Origin of the sequence: Streptomyces sp. ADI95-16 (genome assembly GCF_003721495.1) — a bacterium.
Taxonomy (GTDB): domain Bacteria; phylum Actinomycetota; class Actinomycetes; order Streptomycetales; family Streptomycetaceae; genus Streptomyces; species Streptomyces goshikiensis.
In genome coordinates this window covers 7,293,737-7,319,610 of the sequence record NZ_CP033581.1, presented here as the reverse complement: position 1 = coordinate 7,319,610, position 25,874 = coordinate 7,293,737, and the positions used below count along the sequence as shown (strand labels likewise).

Sequence of the window (25,874 nt, the reverse complement as noted above, 5' to 3'; positions counted from 1 at the left end):
ATGGACATCAAGCTGGAGCTGGTCGCCGTCCCGGTCACTGATGTCGACCGGGCCAAGGCCTTCTACGAACGGGTCGGCTTCCACGCCGACCACGACGTGACGGTGAGCGAGGAGATCCGGTTCGTCCAGCTGACCCCGCCGGGATCGGCCTGCTCCATCGCCCTGGGCAAGGGCCTCACCCGGATGGTCCCGGGGTCCCTGGACAACATGCAGGTGGTCGTCGGGGACATCGAGGAGGCCCACGCCGACCTCCGGGCCCGGGGCATCGAGGTGACCGAGATCATGGACATGCCGTGGGGCTCGTTCGTCTACTTCTCCGACCCGGACGGCAACGGCTGGGCGGTCCAGCAGACCAAGCCCCGCACCGCCCGGTAGCTCCGCCGCCCGCGTCGCGGCGTTACGGCGCGATCGGGAGCTGGCGCTTGTGCTCCGTGAGGCGGTAGCGGCGGACGATCGTGTCGAAGGCGCGCTCGTCGACGGGCTTGCCCTCCAGGAAGTCGTCGATGTCGTCGTAGGTGACGCCGAGGGCGTCCTCGTCGGCCTTGCCCGGGGCCAGGGTCTCCAGGTCCGCCGTCGGGGTCTTCCAGACCAGCGCGGCGGGGGCGCCCAGGGCGTCGGCCACGGCGCGGACCCGCCGCTTGGTCAGGCCGGTCAGCGGGACCAGGTCGGCCGCGCCGTCCCCGAACTTGGTGAAGAAGCCGGAGACCGCCTCCGCCGCGTGGTCGGTGCCGACGACGAGGCCGTCGTGCGCGCCGGCCACCGCGTACTGGGCGACCATGCGCTGACGGGCCTTGATGTTGCCCTGCACGAAGTCCTGGTGGCCGGCGTCCCGGAAGACGGTGCCGCCGGCCAGCGCGGTCTCCAGCGCGGCGTCACTGGCGGGCTTGACGTCCACGGTCAGTACCCGGTCCGCCCGGATGAAGCCCAGGGCGAGCTGGGCGTCGTGCTCGTCGGCCTGGACGCCGTAGGGCAGCCGCATCGCGTAGAAGACCGCCTCGTGGCCGGCCGCGCGGGCCCGCTCCACGGCGAGCTGGCAGAGCCGTCCCGCCGTGGTGGAGTCCACTCCCCCGCTGATCCCGAGCACCAGGGAGCGCAGCCCGGTGGAGGTGAGCCGCTCCGCCAGGAACGCCACCCGGCGCTCGATCTCCCGCTCGGCGTCGAAGGTCTCCGACACCTGGAGTTCCCGGGCGATCTCCTGCTGCAGAACGGTGGACGCCGGCCGGCTCACGGCTGCTCCTCGTGGTCGATGGTGGTGCACGGTGTGCTGTGCTTCCCACCGACCCTAGTCGAAGCCCCCCGGCCGGCGTGTCCCCGGTCGGCCCGTCCCCGGTCGTCAGTCGTCCAGGAAGACGATGCGGCGGGCCGGGGCCGCCGGGCCCTGGGCGGTGGTGGCCGTGAAGCGGCCGGCCGGGACGGCGCGCTCGCGGCCCCAGGCGCGGATCTCCTCGATCTGCTCCGGGTTGTTCCGGCTGAGCGGGACCGTGTTGGCGAAGGTGTCGAGGACGAAGGCGGGCCTGAGGTTCTCCGTACCCCCTCCGAGGTAGACCTCCGCGCCGACGTCGTGGAGGGCCGCCTCGATGTCGGAGCCGGCGAACCCCTCGGACAGGTCGACGAGACGGGCCAGCTGTTCGGGATCGGGGTCGGTCTTCAGGTAGCGCCGGTAGTAGATCCCGATGATCTCCTCGCGGTCCTGGGCGTCGGGCAGGTCCACGAAGAACAGCTCGTCGAAGCGGCCCTTGCGCAGCAGCTCCGGCGGCAGGCTGCGGACGTCGTTGGCCGTGGCCACGACGAAGGAGCGCGACTGGGACTCCTGGAGCCAGAAGAGGAACTGGCCGATGATCCGCTGCGGGACCCCCGTGCCGTCGCCCGCCCCGGCCAGGCCCTTCTCGATCTCGTCGATCCACAGCACGCAGGGCGCGACCCGGTCGGCCGTCTCCAGGGCCTCCCGGAAGCGGCCCTCGGACTCGCCGAGGTACTTGCCGTGGATGGAGCCCATGTCGAGCCGGTACAGCGGCAGTTGCCACTGCGCGGCGATGGCCTTCGCGGAGAGCGACTTGCCGCAGCCGGGGACGCCGACGAGCAGTACCCCGCGCGGCGGCCGCAGCTCGGTGGCGCGCAGGTCGGCCTGGAGCAGGCGGCCCCGGCGCCGGAGCCAGTCGCGGAGGTTGGAGAGCCCGCCGACCGCGTAGTCGGCGGCCTTCAGCGGCACCTTCTGGAGTCCGGTCAGGTCGTTGAAGATGCGGTCCTTGGACTGGGCGAGGACGAGGACGTCGCCCTCGTCCACCGAGCCCTTGGCGGCGACGGTCGCCATCAGGTTGATCGCCTCGCCCTCGGTGACGCCCACGAGGAACTCGGAGGCGCGCCGGATGTCCTGCTCGCCCCAGGCGATCGGGATGTGGCCCCGGTGGTCGTCGAGGAAGGCGGAGAGGGTCGCGTACATCTCGTCGGCGTCCGGCGGCTCCAGCTGGAGGCTCATCCCGAGGCGCTGGAGGCCGCTCCACACCGGGCTGTCGGTGATCAGGATGATGCTGCCCATGTTGGTGTCGGCGAGCCGGGCCAGTTCGGCGATGTGCCGGGTCAGCGGGGTGTCGGCGTCGAGGTCGTCGGGTTCGACGAGGACGAGGGTGGCGTTGGGGCGGGCGGTGAACTGGCCGGCCGCGTACTCCATCGCCCCGGTGAGCGAACGGTCGTCCATCAGCGGGGCGTTGGTGCGCAGGTCCCGCAGGCCGGTGGCCCGGGTGTAGATCCAGAACGGCATGTTGCCGCGCCGCGCGTGGGTGGCGGCGGTGCGGACGAGCCGCAGGGCGCGCTGCTGCTCGATGGTGCGCATGCAGATGACCGGCACCCGGGCGGAGATGTAGCTGTCGAGGTCGCGGTGGCATTCGGCGTAGTTGGGCATGGGGCTACGGGTCTCCGATGAGTCAGTCGGTGATGACGCGGCGGCGGGCCGGGGTGGCTGGGTCGTACGACCAGCCGCCGCCCGGAGCGGGCGGGGCTGCGCTGCCCGCCCCGGCGGCCCCGGCCACCGTGGTCAGCGGGTTGTCGCGCAGGGTGCGGCGGCGCTCCTCGGCCCACGTCGGGTCGGCGCCGCCGCGTACGGCGCGGGTCAGCTGGTCCTCCAGCTGCCGCTGGAGGTTCTCGATCTGGCCGTCGACCAGGGTGCGCAGCTGTGTGCGCAGGTCCTCGGGCAGGGAGGGGTGCGAGGCCAGTGCCCGGACGGTGTCGAGGCCGGTGCGGGACTGGACCAGGGCCCGGCCCGCGGCGAACTCGTCGGCGGCGGCCTCCGCCAGCGCCGCGGTCAGGCTGTCCGCCCAGGCCTGGAGGCGGTGGCCGACGGCCCCGGTGAGCTGGTTGACGAGCCGGACCCAGGTCTCGTGGTGGTAGTCCTCGGGCCGCAGCCGCGGCAGCCGGGCGGCCGCCGCCGCGGTGCCCGCGCCGCCTTCCTCGGCCCAGCGGGCCAGGTACTCGGTCCAGGTCTGGTAGGCGCCGCCGTGGCCCCAGAGGGTGTTCAGGGTTCCCTCCGGCTCGCGCCGGGACGCCGGACGAGCTGCTCGCCGGGCGGCAGCGGGGACCACGCGGGCAGCCCGTCGACGACGCGGCGCAGGCGGGCGGTGGTGCGCTCCTCGGCGGGGCCGGTGCCGGCGGCCCACAGCCGGCGCGACGGCGGCCCCTGTTCGGGGGTGTGCGTGCTCATGCCTGGGTTCCTTCCCGGGGTACGGTGCGGCCGCCGAACGGGGATCCGGCCTCGGTCGCGGTGGACAGGGAGGCGATGAACTCCCGTACGGCGGCTTCGACGGCGTCGGCACCGGCGTACGCCTGCTGCCAGGTGGTCAGATCGGCCGAGGCTCCGGCCAGTTGGTGCTGGGCGTCGCGCTTGGCCTCGCCGAGCAGGACCCGGGCGCCCTCCTGCACCTGGCGGGCCTTGCTCGCGCCCTGGTTGATGACGATCGCGGCGCCGGCGGCGATCAGCAGCGGGATGACGACCGTGGCGGCCCCGCCGATGGCGCTGCCGATGAACAGGCCGATCACGGCGACGAGTGCGGCCACCGCCACCTTGCTCGCGTACCGGTATCCGAGGGCGGCCAGGAAGGGGGCGGTGTGCTTGTCCCAGTGCGCGCCGAGGTCCTGCTGGAGTTCGGGCAGCGGGGTGCGGAAGGAGCCGCCCCACTGGGGCAGGGTGAAGCTCTGCGAGCCGATGGGGTAGGTGGCGTCGAAGCGGGCCCACACGTCCTGCGGCACGGCGTTGCGGTAGTCCGCGGAGACCGCCTGGTGGGCGTGGTGGAACCAGTCCCGGCAGGCGGCCACGGCGAGCCTGCGGGTGGCTTCCGAGGTGCCGATCGCGGACGGGTTGAGCGCGGCGGTGCTCTGTACGGTCAGGTAGTCGAGGGTCTCGTCGTAGGAGGCCGAGTCGGCGTCGGCGTCGGCCTTCGCGCGGACGGTGTCCCCGTCGTGGGCGACGACCGCCTGCTGGAAGGCGAGGTCGCGGCGGAGGGGGAGTTCCTCGTTGTCGTACTCGGAGACCAGCCGGTCGAGGATGTCGTCGACGGCGTCCTCGATGCGGTTCGACGGGGTGTGTTCGGCGTTCATGATCGCCGTGTACTTGTCGAGCACGGCCTGCTGGCTGCGGGCCGCGGAGAGCACCTGGGCGAGCGGCGGCCACTGCGGTGACACCCGGGACAGGAAGGGGAACTCGTCGGCGGCCACCGGCGGGCACAGGCCGCCGATCTCGGCGCGCCACCGGTCGATCTGGGCGTCTTCGGCGCCCTCGTCGCTCGCGAGGAGTTCGTGCCACTCGTCCATGGTGTCCCGGAGCATGCCGCGGCCGGCGGCGCCGAACGCGCCCTGGGCCACCGACTCCAGGATGACGGCGAACTCGCGGCCGAGCGCGGCTGGGTCCTGCGCCATCAGGTAGTGCCGCAGCCAGCGGGTCGACTCGGCGTGCCGGCCCTGGCGGCGCAGGACGAGGGCGAAGAACAGCGAGGTGCGGTCCGGGGAGCGGCGGAAGGACTCCTGTACGGCGCGTTCGCACAGCGTCGGGTCGTCGGCGGACCAGGCGGCGAGCGCGACGAGCGCGGGCGCGAGCCAGTAGCGCGGGGTCTGGAGCATCAGCTGGTCGCCGACCATGCGGACGGTGTCCTCGGAGACCAGACCGATGTCGAAGGCCTGGAGCATGCCGACGGCGGTGCGCCGGACCACCTTGTGGTGCCCGAACTCGTGGTCGAGCTGGTCCTGGATGACGCCGACCTTGGTCTCCGCCCGCTGGAGCGCGGCCGTGAGCCTGGCCTGGTCGACGAACGCGCGGAACTCGTCGCGCAGTTGCTGGAGTTCGGTCCGGGTCTGCTGGGTCCCGGCCTCGACGGCCGTGACCTGTCCGGAGACGTGGCCGACCTGTTCGGCGACCTGGACGACGAGGCGGCTGACCTCGGCGACCTTCCGGTGGAGGGCGTAGTCCGTTTCCGTCACTGCTGGTTCTCCGATCGTCCGCCGGGCCGTACGACGGACCCGTTCGTCAGGACGGGCAGCACCAGCCCGTCGGAATAGACCTCGACGCAGGCGTAACTGGCGTTGCGGGCCAGCATCCTGGCCTCGCCGTACGGTGAGGGCATCACGTCGCCGGGGGTGTAGTGGGTGAGGATCGTGCCGAACAGGTCGAGGACGTGGTCCACGTACGGCGGCCCGAGCCAGCACTTGGCCACGTACCCCACCGGGGCGGTGTGGTGTTCGGCCTCGTAGTGCTCGCGGATCCAGTCGGCGAGCTGCCGGCGCGCCGTGTCGTCGAGGCCGGCGTCGAGCCGGGACACGGCCTCCAGCAGCTCCGGAGACCGGTTGCGCAGACGATCGGCCAGGCGGCCGGGGGCGCGGGCGGGGCCCGCGACGCCCGGCTCGGGTCCGGCTGTGGTGTGGAGGTCCTGCGCCGGTCGCACGACGCGGCGCGGACGCTCGATGTACCCCATGGTCTCCCCCGGATTTCATGAGCGGAGCACGCAGGCTAATGACGTTGCGTCAATCATGCGACCGTAAAGCGGATTCGAGCCATGGGCGACCCGGATGCGCCCGCGATCCGACCGGTTTTCGGCCAGTGCGGCGCGGTGGGCGGCCGCAGACTGGTGCCATGGCGAAGGTTTACGCCCTGCTGGTGGGCATCAACGCGTACGGCGACGGCGGACGGACGGATCTGCGCGGGTGTCTGAACGACGTGGCTCGCGCCCGCGCCACACTGGAGCGCCGGGCGGCGGGCCGGCTGGAGGCGCTGAGCCTGCTCGACGGGGCCGCCACGGTCGCCGCGGTGGAGGAGGCGATCCGCTCCCACCTGGGGCGGGCCGGCCCCGGTGACACCGCGCTGTTCTGGTTCTCCGGGCACGGTACGGAGTACGCGGTGCGCACCGCCCAGGAGTTGACGGTCGAGCCCACCGGGCGCTGCCAGGCGCTGGTGTGCGCCGACGGGCCGCTGCCGGACAAGCGGCTCGGCCCGCTGCTCGACGGTGCGGCGGCGGACGGTGCCTCGGTGGTGGCGGTGCTGGACTGCTGTTTCTCCGGCGGCGCCACCCGCCAGGAGAGGGGCCGCGTCCGGTACCTGCCGCCGCGCCCCGGCTGGCGGCCGCCCCCGACGGCGCGGGACACCGAAGGGCCCGACACCCGGCCGCGGCACCTGCTGCTGGCGGCGAGCCGGCTCGGGCAGCTCTCGTACGAGTGCGCCTTCCCCGCGCCCGACGGCGCCGCGAGCGCCGACGGCTCCGGCGCTTCGCGCATCCACGGGGTGTTCTCCCACGCCCTGGCGGGCGCCCTGCACCGGGCGGGGCCGGCGGTGACCGGGCGGGAGCTGCTCGCCGGGGCCCACGCGCGGGTGCGGCGGCGGGTGGAGGGGCAGCACCCTGTGCTGTTCCCGGCCGAGCCGGGCGGGCTCGCGGACCGGCCGCTGCTGGGCGGCGCGGTCCGGGAGCCGAGTCCGCACCTGCTGCGGCACGGCCCGGACGGGTGGGAGGTGGACTGCGGCCGGGCGCACGGGCTGACCGGCGGTGCCGGCACCGAGTTCACCGCGCCGGGCGGCCTCGTACGGGCCCGGGAGGTGGAGGCGGACCGCGCCCTGGTCGATCCGGACGGCTGGACCCCGGACCCCGGGGCGGTGCACCAGGTCGCGCTGTCGGCGCTCGCCCTGCCCCCGGCGGCCGTGGTGTTCTCCGGCGGCGGCGTGGCCCTGCCGGCCTCCCCGCTGCTGCGCGGGGCGGCCGAGGGCTCCGAGGAGGCCGACCGGGCGGCACTGCTGTTCCGCGTCGAGGTGCGGGGCGCGCTGGCCCACGTACTGCGGCGCGACGGGTCGCCGTACGTGGCCCCGCTCCCGCTGGCGGGCGCGGCGGACGCGGCCCGGCTCGGGGAGTGCCTGGTCCGGCTGGCGCAGTGGTACCGGATCCGCGATCTCGACGCGGGGCTCTCGCCGCTGGGCGGGCACGTCCGGGTGGAGGTGCTGCCGTGGGGCGACGAGGACGCGCGGCCGCTCGTACCGGACGGGAACGGGGAGATCGTCCGGGAGTACGAGGGCCCGCAGGAGCCCTGGGTGTCGGTACGGCTGCGCAACACCGGGCACCGGCCGCTGTGGTGCGTGCTGCTGGACCTCAACGACCGTTTCGGCGCCGGGTCTTCGCTGTTCCCCGGCCAGTTCATCGGGCCCGGCGGCACCGGGTACGCGCTGGACGGGGCGCCCGTCCGGCTGAGCCTGCCCGCGTCGCGGCCGGCCGGACCGGGGGCCAGTGTCCGGGACTGGCTCAAACTGGTCGTCACGGAGGGCGAGTTGAACACGGTGCCGTTCCACTTGGACGCCTGGGATCCGGACGGGCCCGGGCAGCGCGGGTCCTGGCGCCCGGCCGCCCCGCCCGGGGACGGCCTGCTCCGGCTGACCGCGCCGCCGGGACGGCCGGCGGCCGGCCGGGACGTGGGCCCGGTGCCCCCCGGCGCGGCGGGGCAGTGGGCGACGCGCACGGTGGCGCTGCGCACGGTGTTCCCCGGCTGAGGCCCGGGGCCGGGCGGCGGTTGCGGGGAGGCCCCGAAGCCGGGGCCGCGAAGCCGAGTCCCGGCCCCCGGGCCGCACCGGGTCACTGGCCGAGGTGCGTGAAGCCGGCCCAGGCGCTCAGGTCGCGGGGGTCCAGCTCCGCCAGCCGGTCCGCGAGGACCGGCGGAAGTTCCGGCGGCACCGTCCGGTCCGGGTCCAGCACCCACAGCTGCGCGCGCCGCAACGCCCGTGCGGCCGGCTCCTGTTCGCGGCGCAGGAAGTGGTGGGTCATGAACATCAGCACGGAGGTCGCCTCGTCCGGGACCGGCCACAGCGAGCCGATCACGGAGCGGGTCCCGGCCACCAGGAAGGCCGAGGCCAGGCTGTACGCCTCGTTGTACCCGCGCCCGGAGACCTGGCTGCGGCAGGCCGCGAGGACGACGAGCCCGAGCCGGCCGGGGAGCGAGTCGGTGACCTCCTCGGCGGTCAACTCGCCGCCCTTGAGGGAGAGGTAGGAGCTGCGGGGCCGGTTCTCCGCGACCGTGCCGTGGCAGGCGAGGTGCAGTACGGCCCCCTCGTCGCCCTCCCCGCGCAGCCAGTCGGCCACCTGTCGCGGGGTGCCGTCCCCGGTGCTCAGGCCGAGGAGGCGTCCGCCGGGGTAGAAGGCGCGGTGGACGGCATCGGCCTCCTCGCCCGCGTACCGCAGGTCGCCCGTCGGGTCGCCGACGATCAGCGCGGTCCCGGTGTGCGGGGCGGGCGGGCGCGCGGCGACCTCGCAGAGCAGCCGCGCGGAGGGGGCGTACGAGATCTCCGCCTCCTCGATGGCGTGGCGACGGCCGCCGCCGCCGTCGTCGCTCCAGGCGGCGTGCCAGGGGACCACGCCCAGCGACCCCATGGGCAGCAGCACCAGCCGGGCCACCCGGCCCGGCCGGTCGGGCACCGTGAACAGGTCGAACAGCGGCCGGACGGCGGCGTACCAGGCCCAGGAGCAGAGCCGGTCGAGCTGCTCGCGCAGCGGGAGCCCGCCGGACTGCCCGGGGCCCGGGGCGGCGGCGGTCCCGGCCCAGCCCGGGACCGGCCCCAGGTCGCGTCCGGCGGGGGCGCCGGGCAGGTAGTCGCGCAGCGGGGCGGCGTCCTCGGTGAGCCTGGGCAGCGGTACGGCGTGGATGTCGCCCCGGGCGGTGACGACGAGGGCGGTACCGGGCCCGAGGAAGGAGGCCGGGACGAGGTAGACGAGGGCGTCCTTGCGCAGGGTGCTCAGGCGCGCGCCGATCTCGGCCGCGCCGGGCGGGTCGAGCAGGGATCCCGTTCCGGCGGCCAGGACGCTCAGCGCCTCGCGCCGCAGGGCCGTCGGGACGGCGTCCGCCCCCGCTCCCCCGCCCCCGCGGCGCCAGGCCCCGGCGAGGTCCTCCCGGCCCGCCGCGACGAGCAGTTCGGGGACGGAGCGGCTGGTCGTCGCCGTGTGCAGGACCAGACCGCGGCAGGCGTCGAGGGCCTGGACGGCCTCTTCGAGGGCGTTGTCGGCCAGGCACCAGCGGACCACTTCCTCGGAGTTCTCACTGGCCAGCCGGGCCGCTTCGGCGGCGTCGTGCGTGCCGGACTGGAGCAGCGCGGCCCAGACGTACCCGCGCAGGGAGTCCATTCCGAGCCGGCGCCCGGCCTCGCGGTCGGCGCGGGATGCCTGCGGGCGGGCCCGGTAGGCGCGGCCGAGCGGGAGGGCGGTGAACGACCAGAGGCGGTGTTCGGGGCCGCCCATGGCATCGACCGCGCCCCGCAGGAGGACGATCGCCCGTTCCAGGTCCGTGAGAGCCTGGCGTTCGACGACCCGGCCGGCCACCTGCGGGGCCGCCATGGCCAGGGTGCAGTACAGGGCGCCCGCGTTGGCCGTGAAGCGGACCCAGGGCTCGCCGCCTTCCTTGCTCAGCGCCGCCGCCTCCTCGACGAGGGCCAGCGCTTCGCGCAGGCGCGGCAGGTCGGTGGGCTGGAGGGCGTCGCGGATCCACCCGGTGGCGATGTCGCCGAGCAGGTTGGCCCGGCCCTGGCGCGGGTACTTGGCGGCCTTGGCCCGCAGTTCGGCGGCCGAGGGGCGGCCGGCGGGCGGCCTGGTCCGGGGGGCGCCGACCCGGTGGGCCAGGTCCTCCCGGGCGATGCGGGCGGTCTCGTACTGCGCCCAGACCTCGATCCAGGCCGTGTCCTCGCGCGGCAGCTCCGCGACCGCCGCCGCGACATCGGCCAGGTGCCGGTCGGCGGCCGGGAGGTCCCCGCGCTTGGCGGCGATGATGGCCTGCGCGGTGCCCTGCTGGCAGGTCCACTGCAGGCGCAGCCGCGGCGACAGGTCCAGGCTGTCCGTCATGCCCGACCAGCGCTCCACGGCGTCGGCGAACCCGCCGGTGACCCCGGTGTACTGCTCCCCCATGCCGGCCGCCGTCTGTTCGGCGAACACCAGCCAGGGGTCCTCGCGGCCCGCCTCGCGGGCGGCCTCGAAGTGTTCCATCGCCTCGGTGAACCGGGCCGCGTCGCCGAGGCCGCCCTGGCCGAACCGCCGCATCGCGAGGACGGTGTGCCCGCGTCCCCGCCAGTCCTCGTGCTCCCGGGCGTGCTCCAGGACGACCCGGGTCAGTTCCGCCTCGCGCTCCTCGCCGAGCCGGTCGCCGTGCGGGTCGATCATGTGGAGCGAGTTCAGGATCATCGCGGCGGTCTCCGCCTTCGCCCGGCTGCCCGGTTCCATCGCCTCCCAGTTCCGAAGCAGCGGGTCGACCCGCAGCCGCCAGCGCTGCCGGGCTTCCGGGGTGTCGGCGAGCAGCAGGTTGTCGGCCCCGAAGTCGATGGGCTCGCCGCTCTCGATGGCGCCCTTCAGCTGGTTGAACATCCGGTCGATCTCCTGCGACGACACGTCGGAGGGGCCGTCCTGCGGCAGCCGGGTCTGCGCGTCCAGCAGGAACAGGAGCGCGTGGTCGCGCTCCTCGCCCGTGAGCTCCTCGTCGGTGAGCGCCAGGCGCAGCGCGCGCACGACGGCCCGCAGCCGCTCCGGGTCCGTCTCGGGCTCCTGGGCGGCGTCGTGGCGCAGGTTCAGGGACAGGCCCAGGGCCAGCGCCGCCCGGGTGGGCTTGCCGTCCCGTTCCGGCTGCCAGCGGTCCAGGGCCCGGGTGAGCATCTCGACGCCCCGGTCCAGCAGGCCGTCCCGCTGCTGGACCATCCCCCGCGCGCAGAGCAGCCGGCCGAACACGTCCAGCTGCGCCACGTCCAGGCGGTCCATGTCCCGGGGACCCGTGACCAGCGCCGCGAGGTCCGCCTCGGCGAGCGCGCCCTGGGCCTCGTCCTCCCAGTGCACCGCGATCACCGTACGGATGAAGGCGATCCGCAGCTCCGCGTCGCGCACCCAGTCGGGCGGCGTGCCTCCCCGAGCGCGTACGTCGGCCAGCGCGGCGGCCGTCTCCGCCCGGGCCTCCTCCAGGACGGTCCGGTCCAGGGTGTGGGCGCCCAGCAGGGTCAGGGACATGCCCCGGGCCTGGCGGACGAGCGCGGGGTCGTCCGACCCCTCCCGGCCGCCGGCCTCGACGGCCAGGGTGAGGTACCGGACGGAGTTGACGAAGGAGGGCGCCCCGCCGCCGAGCGTGCCGTGGCGGAACCAGAGGTAGCCGAGGGCCACTTGGAGGTCGGTGTCGCCGCCTTCGACGGCTTCGAGGGCGCACAGGTTGCGGTGGAGGGCCTGGTCGAGGAGGTCCCGGTCGTCCTCGGCCGCCTGGTAGCGGGCCTTGGTGGCGAAGGCGAGCAGCCGGCGGGCGAGGGAGGCCGCCTCGTCGAGGCCCGGGTCGTCCGGCAGCTCCGCCAGCCCGTCCGCCACCAGGTCGTGGAACCGCTCCAGCAGCTCGGGGTCGGGCTGTTCGTCGTGGCGCAGTCCCAGCAGATGGCCGTACATGATCCGCCGGAGCGGCCAGCCGGGCCCCTCCTCGGGGCCGGGGGGCCGGAAGGCGTGCGCGAAGGCCTCGGCGGCCAGCTCCAGGTCCTCGGGGGCGCTCTCCTCCAAGGCCAGCAGATAGCTCAGCTCGCCGGCCCGCCCGCACAGTTCGCGGGCGTACGGGTCACCGGCCGGGAGGCCGGCGAGCTCGGCCATGACGGCTTCACGGGCGGCCCGCCACGCGGCGGGGTCCTCGGGCGGATCCTGCCCCTGATCCGGGTCCTGGCCGGGCTCCTGGTCCTGGCCGGGCTGCTGGTCCGGGTTCTGGGTCTGGGTCTGGTCCACTGGTCGTCCCCCTCATGGCGCGAGTCGCGCGTGGTACGGAAGCAGGGCCTGGTCGAGCCAGCGCCGCCCCTCGGCGGTGGCGAAGTCGACGGGTTCCTCGGCCGTTTCGGCGAGCAGGCCGGGCGGGCAGCGGTCGGCGAACAGGACCAGCGCCCGCTCGCCGGGCTCACGTTTGGAGGACCAGAGGAACCCCTGCGCCCAGGGGTCGGTGTGGCGTCGGATCCAGTGCGCCCAGTCCCTCGTGTACGGGTAGTCGCGGGCCTCCGCCTGGACCAGCCAGCTGTCCTGGTGGACGGCGGCCAGGTCCTGCCCCGTGACGAGCGAGACCACGTCCGCGGAGGCCGTGAGCCGGAGCACGGACAGCCGGCGGCCCGTGACGGCCACCCGGGGCACCAGCCGCGCCCCGCCCGCCGGGTCGAAGGGGAGCGAGTGCAGCACGGTCTCGCTGACCGCCGCCTCGGGGGTCAGCCCCGCGTAGAGGTGCCCGTACACGTCGCAGGAGGTGGAGTCGAACCGCCCGCCCCCGTAAAGGCAGTGGGACGGCACGGGGTTGAAGGAGCCGGCGCCGCGGCGGGAGGAGTGCACCCGGTAGAGGGGGGTGCCGGCGGCGAGGGTCACCTTCACCGGGGTGCCGGTCGGCTCGGCAGGCGGCCGGTAGTTGGGCACGTCCTACTCCCCCTCGGTCAGCAACTCGGCGGCGGTGACGAGGTGTCGCTCCCGCGGGGTGCCGAGCAACCGCTGCGGTACGTCGTCCAGCCAGCCGTTCGGCGAGAGCCACCAGTCGGCGGCGCCCCAGGGGTCGTGGTCCGCGTCGAGCAGGGCGTTCACCTCGCGGACCAGGGCGCGGGCCCGGCCGTCGGCGGTGAACTGGAAGGCGGGGAGGCGGACGACTCCGCCGGCGCCGTGCAGCCGGACGAGGCCGGGGCCGTACGGGTCGCAGCCGCCCTCCAGGACCTCGGCGTCGCCGAGGGAGGGCGCGGCGAGCAGCCGCGCGCGCACCTCGCCGAGCACCGGGCCCACCATGCGGTGGCCGTCGAGGACCAGGACGGCGAGGTCCTCGGCGCTGAAGCCGAGGTGGCCGGCGGTCCCGGCGTCGGGGTGCTCGGGGGCGGCGGTCAGACGACTCTCGCCGGGGAACCGGTCGGGCAGCTGCTCGCCCAGCAGCCGGGCGGCCAGCAGCGCGGCCCGGCCGGCCGCCTCGGCGTCGGCCATCCGCAACGCGGCCAGCAGCAAGGCGAGTTGCCGTAGCGCCTCGGGGGTCAGCCGGGGTTGCAGCTCGTCCCACTCGGCGGCCGCGGCGGCGAGCCGCGCGTAGGGGTTCGCCGGACCCGCGGGGTCGGCGTGATGGGCGGGGTTGGTCACGTCGGGCATCCGTTCACGGGCCGGGCTCCTCGGTGGGGGCGCCGTCGGTGGGGGCGTCCGCGATGGGAGCGCCCTCGGTGGAAGCGAGTAACTCTGCCACCAGCAGGGCCCGTTCGGGGCGCCGGACGAGGAAGTGGAGGTCCCAGTCGCCGCCCCGGGCCAGTTCGGCCTCGACTGCGGCCCAGACGGCGGCGAAGCTCACGGTCGCGGTGAGCCCGCCCCGGCCGGCGCCCAGCAGCGGCAGGCACAGCGACCTGAGCGGGGGCAGCCCGGCGTCGGCGGACCGGCCGTTCTCCTCGGCGAGCAGGGCGAAGACGCGGGTGACGGCGCGGGTGACGTCGGCGGGCTGGACGTCGTAGTCGTTGGTGCCGGGGCGCGGCACGGCGACGGCGGCGTGGAAGATCCGCCGGATGCCCTGCCAGGCCAGGGCTCCGGCGCCGGTCGGGGCGACGGTGCCGGGTGCGACGGACAGCCCGGGGGCGGCGAACCGGTCGCTCCAGGCTCGGAGTTCGTCGCGGACGCTGTCCTCGACCAGCCGGCCCGCCGGGTCCCGGACGGCGCCCGCGCGGCGGAGGGAGGCGGCGACGGAGGACTTGTACGGCTCGGGCAGCGCGAGGTGGGTGTTGGACGGGGAGACGACCACGTCGATGTCGCGCAGCAGGTCCACGGCATGGACGTGCAGGGTGACGTGGCGGCCGTGGCCGCCGGCGCGCACCGGTATCCGGTGGTGGCTGGGGGCGAGCGGACGCGGCCGCGCGGACGGTTCGGAGGTGGCGGAGGCGGAGGCGGGAGCGGGAGCGGAGGCGTCGGCCGGAACGGTGCCGGCGTCTGCGGCCGGGGCGGCGCCGCCGGCCGAGTGTGGCTGCGCGGGGGCGCCGGCGGCGAGGCGTACGAGCTGCTCGGCGACCTGCCCGAGCACCATCAGCTCCTGGTTCTTGCGGAACCGCTCGACGCTGACGCCGTAGACCTGCGCGGCGCGGCGGCGCCGGTCGGCGGGCGGCCAGTCCCGGGTGCCCTGGGCGAGACCGAGGCTGAACTCGGCGGCTTCCTGGAGGGTGCCGCCGCCGATGGCGGCCACGGCGGTGCGCAGCAGCCGCTCGACGGCGGGGAAGCGCGGCTCTCCGGGGCTCCCCTCCCCCGGACCGGCCGACATTGCGGTGAGCACAGGAAGCCTGAGTTCACGCAGTCGGACGATCCCGGCCCGCCGCACTTCCCTCACCTCCGCGAGGACCGCCCCGTGATCGGGCAGTTGTGTGGGCGACATGGCGGAAGGATCGCACCGCGCGCGTCGCCCCTACAAGCCGGATCCGGCCCCCTCTTCCACCATGTTCCGCCCCGGCCGGGTCGCGGTCCGGTCGCGGGACGGTCGAAGGCGGTCGGATCCCGGTCGGATCCCGGGCGTCGTCCGCCCGCCCGCCCCGCCCGCCCGCCGGGCCGCCCGGCAACCCGGGGTCCGGCGGACCTCAGGGCGAGACCCCGCGTCAGGCGCCGACGTACGCCGCGAGGTGCTCCCCGGTGAGCGTGGCCCGGCCGGCGACGAGATCGGCGGGGGTGCCCTCGAAGACGACCCGGCCGCCGTCGTGCCCGGCGCCGGGGCCGAGGTCGATGATCCAGTCGGCGTGCGCCATGACCGCCTGGTGGTGCTCGACCACGATGACCGACTTGCCGGAGTCCACGAGCCGGTCGAGCAGGTGGAGCAGCTGCTCGACGTCGGCGAGGTGCAGGCCGGCGGTCGGCTCGTCGAGGACGTAGACGCCGCCCTTCTCCGCCATGTGCGTGGCCAGCTTGAGCCGTTGCCGCTCGCCGCCGGAGAGCGTGGTGAGCGGCTGGCCGAGGCTGAGGTAGCCGAGCCCGACGTCGGCGAGCCGGCCCAGGATGCGGTGCGCGGCCGGGGTGGCCGCCTCGCCCGCGCCGAAGAACTCCTCGGCCTCGGTCACCGACATCGCCAGCACCTCGCTGATGTCGCGGCCGCCGAGACGGTATTCCAGCACCGCCGCCTGGAACCGCTTCCCCTCGCACTCCTCGCAGGTGGTCGCCACCGCGGCCATCATCGCCAGGTCGGTGTAGACGACCCCGGCGCCGTTGCAGCCGGGGCAGGCGCCCTCGGAGTTGGCGCTGAACAGCGCCGGCTTGACGTCGTTGGCCTTCGCGAACGCCTTGCGGATCGGGTCGAGGAGCCCGGTGTAGGTGGCCGGGTTGCTCCGTCGCGAGCCTCGGATGGCGCCCTGGTCGATCGAGACGACGCCCTCGCCCGGCGGGATCGAGCCGTGGACGAGCGAGCTCTTGCCGGAGCCGGCGACTCCGGTGACGACGGTGAGCACCCCGAGGGGGACGTCGACGTCGACCTCGCGCAGGTTGTTCGCCGTCGCGCCGCGGATCTCCAGTGTGCCGGTGGGCTCGCGGACGGTGTCCTTGACGGCGGCCCGGTCGCCGAAGTGGCGGCCGGTGATGGTGCCGCCGGCGCGCAGCCCCTCGACGGTGCCCTCGAAGCAGATGGTGCCGCCCCCGGTGCCGGCGCCGGGGCCGAGGTCGACGACGTGGTCGGCGATCGCGATCGTCTCCGGCTTGTGCTCCACGACGAGGACCGTGTTGCCCTTGTCGCGCAGCCGCAGCAGCAGGGCGTTCATCCGCTGGATGTCATGGGGGTGCAGGCCGATGGTGGGCTCGTCGAAGACGTAGGTGACGTCGGTGAGCGAGGAGCCGAGGTGGCGGATCATCTTGACGCGCTGCGCCTCTCCGCCCGACAGGGTGCCCGAGGGCCGGTCGAGCGAGAGGTAGCCGAGACCGATCTCCACGAACGAGTCGAGGGTCTGCCGCAGGGCGTCGAGCAGCGGCGCCACCGACGGGGCGTCGAGGCCGCGGACCCATGCGGCCAGGTCGCTGATCTGCATGGCGCAGGCGTCGGCGATGCTGATCCGTTTGATCTTCGAGGACCGGGCCCCTTCGCTGAGCCGGGTGCCGTCGCATTCGGGGCAGGTGGTGAAGGTGACCGCCCGCTCGACGAACGCCCTGATGTGCGGCTGCATCGCCTCCTTGTCCTTGGAGAGGATCGACTTCTGCAGCTTGGGGATCAGCCCCTCGTAGGTGAGGTTGACGCCGTTGACCTTGACCTTGACTGGTTCCCCGTAGAGGAAGTCCCGCATCTCCTTCTTCGTGTACCTGCTGATCGGCTTGTCCGGGTCGACGAACCCGGACTGTGCGTAGACCTGCACGGTCCACTGGCTGTCCGACTTCCAGCCGGGGATGGTGAAAGCGCCCTCGGCGAGGGACTTGGAGTCGTCGTACAGCTGGGTGAGGTCGATGTCGGTGACCGAGCCGCGGCCCTCGCAGCGCGCGCACATGCCGCCGGTGCGGTTGAAGGTCGCCTTCACGGTCGTCTTCGCACCGCGCTCGACGGTGATCGCGCCGCTCGCCCGGACCGAGGGGACGTTGAAGGCGTACGCGCCGGGCGGGCCGATGTGGGGCTTGCCCAGCCGGCTGAAGAGGATGCGGAGCATCGCGCCCGCGTCGGTGGCGGTGCCGACCGTGGAGCGGGGGTCGGCGCCCATCCGCTGCTGGTCGACGACGATCGCGGTGGTCAGGCCTTCGAGCACGTCGACCTCGGGGCGCGCCAGCGTCGGCATGAAGCCCTGTACGAAGGCGCTGTACGTCTCGTTGATCAGCCGCTGGGACTCCGCGGCGATCGTGTCGAACACCAGCGAGCTCTTGCCCGAGCCGGAGACGCCGGTGAAGACGGTGAGCCGGCGCTTCGGGATCTCGACGCTGACGTCCTTGAGGTTGTTCACGCGCGCGCCGTGCACGCGGATCAGGTCGTGGCGGTCGCCGCCGCGCGGTGCGGGCGACTGCGTGTTCGCCCTCGTGGCCTTGCTCATCTCTCTCCATCTGTCGGGCGGTGCCGCCCCGTTCGAAGGGTCCGGCCGGACCGGGGCCTACTGCTTGCGGGGCTGGTTGAAGCGCAGCATGTTGCCGGCGGGGTCGCGGAAGGCGCAGTCGCGGACGCCGTAGGGCTGGTCGGTCGGCTCCTGGAGCACCTCGCCGCCCGCGGCTCGGATGCGCTCGAAGGTGGCGTCGACGTCGTCGGTGGAGAAGATCACTCCGCGCAGCATGCCCTTGGCCAGCAGCTCGGCCATCGCCCGCTGGTCGGCGGGCGAGGCGTTCGGGTTCGCGAGCGGCGGTTCGAGGACGATCGAGACGTCGGGCTGCGCGGGCGAGCCGACGGTCACCCAGCGCATCCCCTCGAACCCGACGTCGTTGCGCACCTCCAGGCCGAGGACGTCCCGGTAGAACGCGAGCGCCGCGTCGTGGTCGTCGACGGCGATGAAGCACTGGGACAGGTTGATTTCCATGCGTTTCACGCTACGGGCGGGGGTGGTGTTTCGCTTCTCCATTCCTGACCGGTCGCGTGTGGATCTTGGCGACGCAGGGCGGGATGGCGGCGCCGTCGTCATGGCCGCGGGCGCGGTAGGCGCTCGGGCTCTCGCCGACCAGCTCGGTGAACCGGGAGCTGAACGAGCCCAGCGAGGTACAGCCGACCGCGAAGCAGACCTCGGTGACGGTCAGGTCGCCCCGGCGCAGCAGCGCCTTGGCGCGCTCGATCCGGCGGGTCATCAGGTAGCTGTACGGGCTCTCGCCGAAGGCGGCGCGGAAGCTGCGGGAGAAGTGGCCCGGCGACATGAAGGCGGCGCTCGCCAGCGCCGTGACGTCCAGCGGCTCCGCGTAGTCGCGGTCCATCCGGTCACGTGCCCGGCGCAGCCGGACGAGGTCCTCCAACGACGTCATGCGCCCACCTTCGCACAGCCCCGCCCGCGGGCGACGGCGGTCGGGGTGGCCGCCGGGGTTCAGGGGGCGGAGGGTCCGGCCGGGGTCGCCGGGGCGGTGGGCGCCAGGACGTCCAGTTCGTCCAGGGCGCCCGCCGCGATCTGCCGGGTCAGGGCCTCGGCGCGGGCCGCCTCGCCCTCGCGGACCGCCTCGGCGACCTGGACGTGGAGGGTGACGGCGGCCGGGTCGGGGTCGTCGAACATCACCGCGTGCTGCGTGCGGCCGGTGAGGACCTCGGCGACCACGTCGCCGAGGCGGGCGAACATCTCGTTGCCGGAGGCGTTCAGCACGACGCGGTGGAAGGCGATGTCGTGCCGCAGGTAGGCCTCCAGCTGATGCCCGCGCGAGGTGCGGACCATGCCGAGGGCCGCCTCGGTGAGTTCGGCGCACTGTTCGGCGGTGGCCCGGGCGGCCGCGAGTCCGGCCGCGACGGGCTCGATCGCCGAGCGCAGCACGGTGAGGGAGCGCAGCTGGCGCGGCCGGTCCGGGCCGGCCAGTCGCCACCGGATGACCTGTGGGTCGTAGACGTTCCACTGCTCGGCGGGGCGCACGGTGACGCCGACCCGGCGCCGTGACTCGACCAGTTGCATCGACTCCAGTACCCGCACGACTTCCCGGACGACGGTGCGCGAGGCGCCGAAGCGTGCGGCGATCTCGTCGGTGCGCAGCACCGTGCCCGGTGGGTCCTCGCCGCCGGTGATCGCGAGGCCGAGGGTGTCCAGCACATGGGAGTGGAGGCCCTGTCCGGGACTGCCTTCGGTGGTCATGGCGTAAGCGTACGGTGACGCCCCGCCTCACCAAAGATGTGATGTTTGGCCTCCACCCCTTGAATAAGTACTACTTAATGCGCTTCAGTGGGCCCGCACCAACCGATGTCAACGACGACAGCGACGAGCAGGACAGTGAGGTAGCCGTGGTCAACCAGCGCGTCATCGTGGTGATGGGCGTGGCCGGCACGGGCAAGACGACCGTGGGCCGGCTGCTCGCGGACGCGCTCGGCCTGCCGTACGCGGAGGGCGACGCCTTCCACCCGGCGGCCAACGTCGCCAAGATGTCGGCCGGCACCCCGCTCGACGACGCCGACCGGTGGCCCTGGCTCGACGCCATCGGCGAGTGGATCCGCGACCGGGCCGGCCACCGGGGCGGCGTGGTCGCGGCCTCCTCCCTCAAGTACGTCTACCGCGACCGGTTGCGCGCCTGCGCCCCCGGGGCGGTGTTCGTCCACCTCACCGGCGGGCGCGCCCTGATCGAGGAGCGGATGGCGGCGCGCACGGGCCACTTCATGCCCACCGCCCTGCTCGACTCGCAGTTCGCGACGCTCGAACCCCTGCGGCCGGACGAGGCCGGTGTGGTCGTCGACGTGTCCGGAACCCCCGAAGAGATAGCCGAACGGGCGCTCGCCGCGCTCCGCCGGCTCCCCGCCCCCCAGAACTGAGGAACCGTCACCGTGACCAGTCTCAGCGCCGAGACTCTGGCAGCGGCCGCCGCCGAGCCGATCACCTCGGCCGGCAACGCGCAGCTGGGCATGGCCGTGCTCGCCGGCATAGCCGTCATCGTCCTGCTCATCACCCGGCTGAAGCTGCACGCCTTCCTGGCCCTGACCGTCGGCTCGCTCGCCCTCGGCGTGTTCGCGGGCGCCCCGCTCGCCAAGACCATCACCAGCTTCACCGCCGGCCTGGGCGCGACCGTCGCGGGCGTCGGCGTACTCATCGCCCTCGGTGCGATCCTCGGCAAGCTCCTCGCCGACTCCGGCGGCGCGGACGAGATCGTGGACACCATCCTGGCCCGGGCCAAGGGCCGCGCCATGCCGTGGGCGATGGTGCTGATCGCCTCCGTGATCGGGCTGCCGCTCTTCTTCGAGGTCGGCATCGTGCTGCTGATCCCGGTGGTGCTGCTGGTGGCCAGGCGCGGCAACTACTCCCTGATGCGGATCGGCGTCCCCGCCCTCGCCGGCCTCTCGGTGATGCACGGGCTGATCCCGCCGCACCCCGGCCCGCTCGTCGCCGTCGACGCGCTGCACGCGAACCTGGGCGTCACCCTCGCCCTCGGCGTGGTCGTCGCGATCCCCACGGTGATCATCGCGGGGCCGCTGTTCTCCCGTTACGCGGCCCGCTGGGTGGACATCCCGGCGCCGGAGCAGCTCGCCCCGCCGCGTCCCCCGGCCGCGCCGGAGCACCGTCCCCGGTTCGGGGCGACCGTCTTCACCGTGCTGCTGCCGGTGGCGCTGATGCTGGTCAAGGCCCTGGTCGACATCGTTGTCGACGACCCCGCCCATCCGGTGCAGCGGGTCACGGACGTGGCGGGCTCCCCGCTGATCGCGCTCCTCGCGGCGGTGCTGGTGGGCATGTTCACCCTGGGCCGGGCCGCCGGGTTCACCCGGGAGCGGATCTCGGCCACGGTGGAGAAGTCCCTGGCGCCGATCGCCGGGATCCTGCTGATCGTGGGCGCGGGCGGCGGCTTCAAGCAGACCCTGATCGACGCGGGCGTCGGCCAGATGATCCTGGAGCTGTCGAAGAACTGGGCCGTCCCGGCCCTGCTGCTGGCCTGGCTGATCGCGGTGGCCATCCGGCTGGCCACCGGCTCGGCGACGGTGGCCACGATCTCGGCGGCCGGCCTGGTGGCCCCCCTCGCGGCGGGCACGTCGACCACCGAGACCGCGCTGCTGGTCCTGGCCATCGGGGCGGGCTCGCTGTTCTTCAGCCACGTCAACGACGCCGGGTTCTGGCTGGTCAAGGAGTACTTCGGGATGACCGTGGGTCAGACCCTGAAGACCTGGTCGGTGATGGAGACCATCATCTCCGTGGCCGGCCTGGGATTCGTCCTCCTCCTCTCCCTGGTCGTCTAGCCCCCCGTCCAGCCCCCGGCCTCTTCAGGTCCTCCCTCAGAGGGCGGGCCGTCCCCCAACAGGGGGAGACGGCCCGCCGTGGCGGACGATGTGCGGCTGCCGTGGCCGAAGCCAGCATGTACGGCATGACGACAGCCGACGCTCCCCTCCCCGCCTTCGCACCCGTGCCCGTCTGGGCTCGCCGCGCCGCCCACGCCATGGCCCTCTGCGCGGTCCCGTCCGGCCTGTGGCGCATCGCCATGGCCTGCGGTGTGTACGTGGGCTACAGCGACCAGGTGCTGCGCGACGTCTTCGACATCCCGGGATGGGGCGTCGCGTACGTCGTCTGCCTCTCCGTCCTTTCCGAGGTGGCCGCCCTGTTTCCGCTGCTGCTCGTCACTGACCGGTGGCGGCCGCTGCGCCCCCGGGCCCTCGCCACGCTGGCCTGGACCGCCTCGGGCGTCCTGGTCCTGGTGGCGCTGTGGCAACTCGTGGTCGCTTTCACCGTCGAAAGCCGGACGTACATGTCGAGCGACACGGCACTGACGCTCTGGTGGCTCACCTTCGCCCCGCTGTTCGCGATTCCCGCCCTGATGACCGCGGTGACCTGGTCGTACGCAAAGCGGCACCGGACAAGGTGACGGGCATGGCGCGGCGTCAGCACGGTTCGTACGCCGACCGGTGCGGCCGGGTCGGCGGCCCGAGCCGCGCGGCCGCGAGGCGCAGGCCGTTCGCCGCGGCGGCGCACCGGGAGGCGAGGGCCGAGACCTCCGCGCGCAGGGCCTCCGCCTCCGGGCCCTCCCAGTCCAGTTCGGCGGCGGCCAGCCGCAGCCGCGCGGCGTGCGAGCACAGGGCGGCGGCGTGCCCGCGCAGCCCCTCGGCCGGGCCGGCCGGATCCGTGCGCGGGTGCGGGCGGCGCCGGGGGGCATCGGGAAGGTGGGTCACGGGGCCCCTCCAGGGAGCACGGGCCGGCGGGAGCGCCGGGGCGGGGTGGTCACGGCGGGGAGTCCTCCCGGCCGGGGTCGCGGCCCGGGCCCGGGCCCGGACCGCGGTCGAAGAAGGCCCGGCAGGCGGCCCCGAGGCCGAGCAGCGGCTCGGCGGTCATCGCCCGGCCGGTGGCCACCTGCCATCCGGCGTGGTCGTTGAACGGGTTCCCGTCGGTCAGCGCGTTCCAGGCCAGGATGTCCGCGAAGGACGGCGTCAGGATCCCGAAGGCGTGCTCGGCGCCCTTCTCGCGCATCGCCGCGCGGAACAACCGCACCGCGTCGCCCTGCCGGCCCTGTTCGGCCGCCGTGAGGATGGCGGCGGCGTCCGGGTCCGCCGGCGGCCCGGGGAACCCGGCGCGCGCCGCCCGGATCCTGGTCCTGAGCCCGCAGACGGCCATGCTGACGGCGAGGCTCTCACGGCCCGCGAGGACTCCGGCGAGCCGACCGGCCCGGGCCACCCCGCGCCCGCGCAGCGCCCAGCCCAGCCCCGCCGGATCGGTGAGGGTGCGCAGCAGGGTCCGCCAGGCGAGCCGCCCGCCTCCGGCCCGGCGGCCCCGGCCGCCCCACCCCAGCGCCGAGACCGGCAGGCGGCTCCCGAGGGCCAGTTCGGAGGCGTACCGGGCCGCCTCGCCGACGGCGTCGGCGGCCTCGGCGAGCTCCCGGCACAGGGCGTCGAGCTGGTCGGCGTCCGGTTCGGCGGGGAGGGACGTCACGGCGTCGGGCATGGGTTCCTCACGGATCGTCAGCGGCGGGTGAGCGTGAGCCGGATGCCCTGGGGGTCCAGGGTCGCGGGCAGGGGCCCGAGCGGGTCGAGGACCGGCCGGGTCCCGGTGACGCGGTGGCCGCGCAGCACCTCGGCGCAGAGCGCGGCGGTGACCAGCAGCCCGAGCTGGTCGCCGGGGCAGCGGCCGGCGCCGTGGCCGAACGGGGCCATCCGGATGTCCCGGTCGGCGCCGCGGTCGCTCCACCGGCACGGCACGAACGCGTGCGCGGCCGGTACGTGTTCGGGGTCCCGCTGGTGGAACAGCGCGGGCAGCAGCACCGAGGTCCCGGCGGGGTAGCGCACCCCCCGCCACTCGGTCGTGGCCCGGGTGACCCGGATCAGGTCCGGCACCACCGGGTAGAGCCGCAGGGTCTCCCGTACGCAGGCCCGCAGCCGGGGCAGTTCCCCCGGCTCGCCGCCGCCCGCCCGGGCCTCGGCGCCGGCCGCCTCCTGCTCGCCGGGGTGGGCGCCGAGGAGCAGCAGGGTGCGCAGCAGCGTCGCGGGGACGGTGTCCATGGCGCGCAGCCAGCGGTACGCCTGCCCGGCGAGGTCGTCGGGGCCGGCCGCCGCCCGGCGGGCGAGCCCGGCGAGGGTGTGCGGTTCGGCGTGGGCCGCGTACCGCGCGATCCGGGCGGTGGCCCGCTCGTGGACGGCGCGCACGGCCCGGGCCCGCGTCGGGCGCGGCCCCATCGCGTCGCCCTCGCCCCGCAGCCGGCGCAGCCAGCCGGCGAGTTCCTCGTCCCCGGCGGCCGCGTCCCCGAGGACGATCCGGCGTCCGGCGCGGGCCACCGCCCGGCGGGCGGTGGCGAGCCGCAGGGTGCCGGTGGCGGTGAGCAGCCGGGCCTCCTCGGCGAGGGCGGCGAGGAACGGTCCGTGGGAGGGGTGGACGGGGGCCCCGGCGGCCAGCACCTCGGCGCCCACGCGGCGCCGTTCCCCGCCGGGTGCGCACGGGTCGGGGGCGAGGACGTTGACGGGTTCGGCGTAGAAGCGGCGCATGTCCTGCGGGTCGAGGATGACGAGGACGGGCCCGGAGGGGCCGCGTACCAGGACGGGCGCGCCGCCGTGGCGTTCCCGCAGGTCGCGCAGGGCGGCCGCGTAGGTGTGCGCCGCGCGCGGCCGGGCGAAGCCGGGGAGGGCGCGGGCGGACAGCGCCCGGGCGGCGAGGGCCCGTACGGACTCGGCCCGCCCGGCGCGGGCCGGCGGCGCGTACGGGGCGACGGCCGTTCGCACGCCGGCCGTCCGCGCCGCGCCACGACCGGCCCCCGGCGCGGCCCCTGACCCGGCCGCGGCCCCGGCTCCAGCTCCGGCCCCCGACCCGGCCCCTGACCCGGTCATGCCGGAACCGCCCTGTCGGCGCCCTCGGGAGCGGCCTCCTGGACCGTGCGCATCCCTGTACCTCCGCGCAGCCGGAAATCAACGGTCGGTGACAACGGGATCACCGTACGTCGATCTTGGGGGGTCCGCGCTCCGAGCGGCGCGGGGGATCCCCTACCGGAGCGGGTCGAGCTCCGTGAGCTGGGCGGACGCGTCCAGACCGGCGGCCAGATAGGCGGTGAACACCGCGTTGTGCAGGGCCCACGGGGAGCGCCGCCGCCGGATGAGCGCGATGGCCTCGGCGGGTGCGAGACCGCGCTCCACGAGGCATTGGGCGACGACGAGCCCGGAGCGGTTGTAGCCCGAGTGGCAGCGCACCAGGATCGTGCGGCCGGCGTCGAGGGCGCGGGAGGCGGCGCGGGCGAGCCCCCCGACGGTGTGCAGCTGGCCGGCCGTCAGGACGGCGTCGGGCATCTCGGCGACCAGGTGCTCGGTGCCCGGGCCCGGCCCGTGGCCGGACCGGGTGAACAGGCTGATGACCAGGTCGAACTCGTCCGCCACCACGACGGGCCGCGGCTCCCCGGCGGGGTCGTTCCACACGTGCCCGCCCATCCAGAGGCCCGGGGAGATCTCGTCCCACGGGCTCTGCGGTTCGGGTACGTCACGTTCCTTGCCCGAGATCTTCGTCATGGCCGTCACGATCGCACGACGGCGGCCGCCTCAGCGGCGTCACCGGCGAAAACGGCCTCGCGGAAGGCCGTGCGCAGGGCGGCGGAGCCGGCGTCGCCGCGCCCCGGGACCAGCGCCGCCCAGCGGCTGTGCCGGGGCGAGATCCACAGGCTCGGGCCGTCTCCGTACGACCAGACGCCGTACGGGCCGGGGTGCCAGAGCAGGCCCCGGGCGGGGGTGAGTTCACCGGTGCGGATCCGCAGGGACTCGGCCGTCCAGGCCCGGGGGACGGGGTGGTCCGCCGGGGAGAGCAGGTGGCCCAGGAACCGGCCGAGGTCGGCGAGCGGTGCGCGCAGGGTCCCGTCGGGGCCGGTGGCGGTGCGGGTCATTCCGAGCGGGCGCCAGACCAGCTCGGCGGCGCAGTCGGCGACCGGGGCGCCGCAGAGCCCCTCGACGAACGGGACCAGGTCGGGCAGGCCGTCGGCGGCCCCGCGCGTGAGGAGCTGGTGGGTGGTGGGCCCGTGCGCCGTGAGCGGGGTGTGCAGGGAGAGCTCGCCCCGGTCCACGAGGCACCCGATCACGGGCCAGAGGGCGAGCACGGGCATGAGCCCCGCGACATCGTGGACGGCGTCGGCGTCGGCGTCGGTGCTGGCGGCGTCGGTACTGGCAGCGGAGCGGGCCTGGAGCCCTTCGGGTCCTCCGAGCGCCCAGAAGGCGCCCGGGCCGGCGGAGCTCACCTTCGCGTACAGGGCCTCGTCGCTGTGCGGCGTCATGGTCGACGACGCTAGCCACGCCCGGCGGCCGTCCCCGCGCGCGTCGCGGCGAAGTCGCGGCCCGCCACCCGGATGCCGGTACGGGGAGACGGTACGGGGGGCGGAACGCCGCGGGGGCGGGGCGCCCGAAGACGCCCC

General features: G+C 74.9%; 24 protein-coding genes. 5 read left to right on the top strand and 19 right to left on the bottom strand.

What is annotated here, in order from left to right; genetic code table 11:
• Complete coding sequence (locus tag EES41_RS32490) at positions 1 to 375, top strand: VOC family protein (protein ID WP_123081496.1); 375 nt, start codon at positions 1 to 3, stop codon at positions 373 to 375.
• Between the two features lie 22 nt (positions 376 to 397).
• Here the strand turns inward: EES41_RS32490 and nadE are convergent, their stop codons facing one another.
• The 6 genes from nadE to EES41_RS32460 form a co-directional block, all read right to left on the bottom strand.
• Complete coding sequence (gene nadE / locus EES41_RS32485) at positions 398 to 1,228, bottom strand: ammonia-dependent NAD(+) synthetase (protein WP_123081495.1); 831 nt, start codon at positions 1,226 to 1,228, stop codon at positions 398 to 400.
• 105 nt (positions 1,229 to 1,333) lie between these two features.
• Positions 1,334 to 2,899, bottom strand: a complete 1,566-nt coding sequence (locus tag EES41_RS32480) for an AAA family ATPase (protein WP_123081494.1) — start codon at positions 2,897 to 2,899, stop codon at positions 1,334 to 1,336.
• A 22-nt stretch (positions 2,900 to 2,921) separates the two neighbouring features.
• Positions 2,922 to 3,575, bottom strand: coding sequence for a hypothetical protein (locus tag EES41_RS32475; RefSeq protein WP_254211650.1), 654 nt, complete (start codon positions 3,573 to 3,575; stop codon positions 2,922 to 2,924).
• Complete coding sequence (locus EES41_RS32470; protein WP_123081493.1) at positions 3,509 to 3,694, bottom strand: hypothetical protein; 186 nt, start codon at positions 3,692 to 3,694, stop codon at positions 3,509 to 3,511. Before EES41_RS32470 ends, EES41_RS32475 begins: the two co-directional genes overlap by 67 nt.
• Complete coding sequence (locus EES41_RS32465; protein ID WP_123081492.1) at positions 3,691 to 5,463, bottom strand: hypothetical protein; 1,773 nt, start codon at positions 5,461 to 5,463, stop codon at positions 3,691 to 3,693. Before EES41_RS32465 ends, EES41_RS32470 begins: the two co-directional genes overlap by 4 nt.
• Complete coding sequence (locus EES41_RS32460; protein WP_123081491.1) at positions 5,460 to 5,954, bottom strand: hypothetical protein; 495 nt, start codon at positions 5,952 to 5,954, stop codon at positions 5,460 to 5,462. The genes EES41_RS32465 and EES41_RS32460 overlap by 4 nt, the downstream gene beginning before the upstream one ends.
• 158 nt (positions 5,955 to 6,112) lie before the next feature.
• Here EES41_RS32460 and EES41_RS32455 point away from each other — a divergent pair, with 158 nt between their 5' ends.
• Positions 6,113 to 8,005 carry a caspase family protein gene (locus EES41_RS32455; protein ID WP_123081490.1) on the top strand — a complete coding sequence of 631 codons (1,893 nt, stop codon included), beginning with the start codon at positions 6,113 to 6,115 and terminating at the stop codon, positions 8,003 to 8,005.
• Positions 8,006 to 8,087: 82 nt separating this feature from the next.
• On the opposite strand, the gene EES41_RS32450 is transcribed toward EES41_RS32455, so the two are convergent.
• From EES41_RS32450 to EES41_RS32415, 8 genes are all read right to left on the bottom strand, one after another.
• Positions 8,088 to 12,227: a CHAT domain-containing protein gene (locus EES41_RS32450; RefSeq protein WP_123081489.1), complete on the bottom strand. Its 4,140-nt coding sequence runs from the start codon at positions 12,225 to 12,227 to the stop codon at positions 8,088 to 8,090.
• 12 nt (positions 12,228 to 12,239) lie between these two features.
• The gene (locus EES41_RS32445; RefSeq protein ID WP_123081488.1) at positions 12,240 to 12,893 is read right to left on the bottom strand and encodes an RES family NAD+ phosphorylase; all 654 of its coding nucleotides are present in this window, start codon (positions 12,891 to 12,893) and stop codon (positions 12,240 to 12,242) included.
• 3 nt (positions 12,894 to 12,896) lie between these two features.
• Positions 12,897 to 13,589, bottom strand: a complete 693-nt coding sequence (locus tag EES41_RS32440; protein ID WP_254211649.1) for a hypothetical protein — start codon at positions 13,587 to 13,589, stop codon at positions 12,897 to 12,899.
• Between the two features lie 13 nt (positions 13,590 to 13,602).
• A complete protein-coding gene (locus EES41_RS32435; RefSeq protein ID WP_254211648.1) occupies positions 13,603 to 14,853 on the bottom strand; it encodes a hypothetical protein in 1,251 nt (416 codons plus the stop codon).
• Positions 14,854 to 15,070: 217 nt separating this feature from the next.
• Positions 15,071 to 17,461: an excinuclease ABC subunit UvrA gene (locus EES41_RS32430; protein WP_123081486.1), complete on the bottom strand. Its 2,391-nt coding sequence runs from the start codon at positions 17,459 to 17,461 to the stop codon at positions 15,071 to 15,073.
• Between the two features lie 57 nt (positions 17,462 to 17,518).
• Positions 17,519 to 17,935 (bottom strand): VOC family protein, encoded by a 417-nt coding sequence (locus EES41_RS32425; RefSeq protein ID WP_174261771.1) that lies wholly within the window; start codon positions 17,933 to 17,935, stop codon positions 17,519 to 17,521.
• A 10-nt stretch (positions 17,936 to 17,945) separates the two neighbouring features.
• Positions 17,946 to 18,368 carry a helix-turn-helix transcriptional regulator gene (locus EES41_RS32420; protein WP_123081484.1) on the bottom strand — a complete coding sequence of 141 codons (423 nt, stop codon included), beginning with the start codon at positions 18,366 to 18,368 and terminating at the stop codon, positions 17,946 to 17,948.
• 59 nt (positions 18,369 to 18,427) lie between these two features.
• Positions 18,428 to 19,174 carry a FadR/GntR family transcriptional regulator gene (locus EES41_RS32415; protein WP_123081483.1) on the bottom strand — a complete coding sequence of 249 codons (747 nt, stop codon included), beginning with the start codon at positions 19,172 to 19,174 and terminating at the stop codon, positions 18,428 to 18,430.
• Between the two features lie 173 nt (positions 19,175 to 19,347).
• On the opposite strand from EES41_RS32415, the gene EES41_RS32410 reads away from it, so the two are divergent.
• The 3 genes from EES41_RS32410 (at position 19,348) to EES41_RS32400 (ending at position 21,872) form a co-directional block, all read left to right on the top strand.
• A complete protein-coding gene (locus tag EES41_RS32410) occupies positions 19,348 to 19,842 on the top strand; it encodes a gluconokinase (protein ID WP_254211813.1) in 495 nt (164 codons plus the stop codon).
• Positions 19,843 to 19,854: 12 nt separating this feature from the next.
• Positions 19,855 to 21,252: a gluconate:H+ symporter gene (locus tag EES41_RS32405; protein ID WP_123081481.1), complete on the top strand. Its 1,398-nt coding sequence runs from the start codon at positions 19,855 to 19,857 to the stop codon at positions 21,250 to 21,252.
• 116 nt (positions 21,253 to 21,368) lie between these two features.
• Positions 21,369 to 21,872, top strand: coding sequence for a hypothetical protein (locus EES41_RS32400; RefSeq protein ID WP_123082833.1), 504 nt, complete (start codon positions 21,369 to 21,371; stop codon positions 21,870 to 21,872).
• 16 nt (positions 21,873 to 21,888) lie between these two features.
• Here EES41_RS32400 and EES41_RS32395 read toward each other — a convergent pair whose 3' ends face one another.
• From EES41_RS32395 to EES41_RS32370, 5 genes are all read right to left on the bottom strand, one after another.
• The gene (locus EES41_RS32395; RefSeq protein WP_123081480.1) at positions 21,889 to 22,176 is read right to left on the bottom strand and encodes a hypothetical protein; all 288 of its coding nucleotides are present in this window, start codon (positions 22,174 to 22,176) and stop codon (positions 21,889 to 21,891) included.
• Between the two features lie 49 nt (positions 22,177 to 22,225).
• Positions 22,226 to 22,942: a hypothetical protein gene (locus tag EES41_RS32390; protein WP_123081479.1), complete on the bottom strand. Its 717-nt coding sequence runs from the start codon at positions 22,940 to 22,942 to the stop codon at positions 22,226 to 22,228.
• A 17-nt stretch (positions 22,943 to 22,959) separates the two neighbouring features.
• Positions 22,960 to 24,210: a cytochrome P450 gene (locus tag EES41_RS32385; protein ID WP_164496000.1), complete on the bottom strand. Its 1,251-nt coding sequence runs from the start codon at positions 24,208 to 24,210 to the stop codon at positions 22,960 to 22,962.
• Positions 24,211 to 24,468: 258 nt separating this feature from the next.
• The gene (locus tag EES41_RS32375) at positions 24,469 to 24,984 is read right to left on the bottom strand and encodes a dual specificity protein phosphatase family protein (RefSeq protein ID WP_123082832.1); all 516 of its coding nucleotides are present in this window, start codon (positions 24,982 to 24,984) and stop codon (positions 24,469 to 24,471) included.
• Positions 24,985 to 24,989: 5 nt separating this feature from the next.
• Positions 24,990 to 25,736, bottom strand: coding sequence for a hypothetical protein (locus EES41_RS32370; protein ID WP_123081477.1), 747 nt, complete (start codon positions 25,734 to 25,736; stop codon positions 24,990 to 24,992).
• Positions 25,737 to 25,874 lie beyond the last annotated feature (138 nt).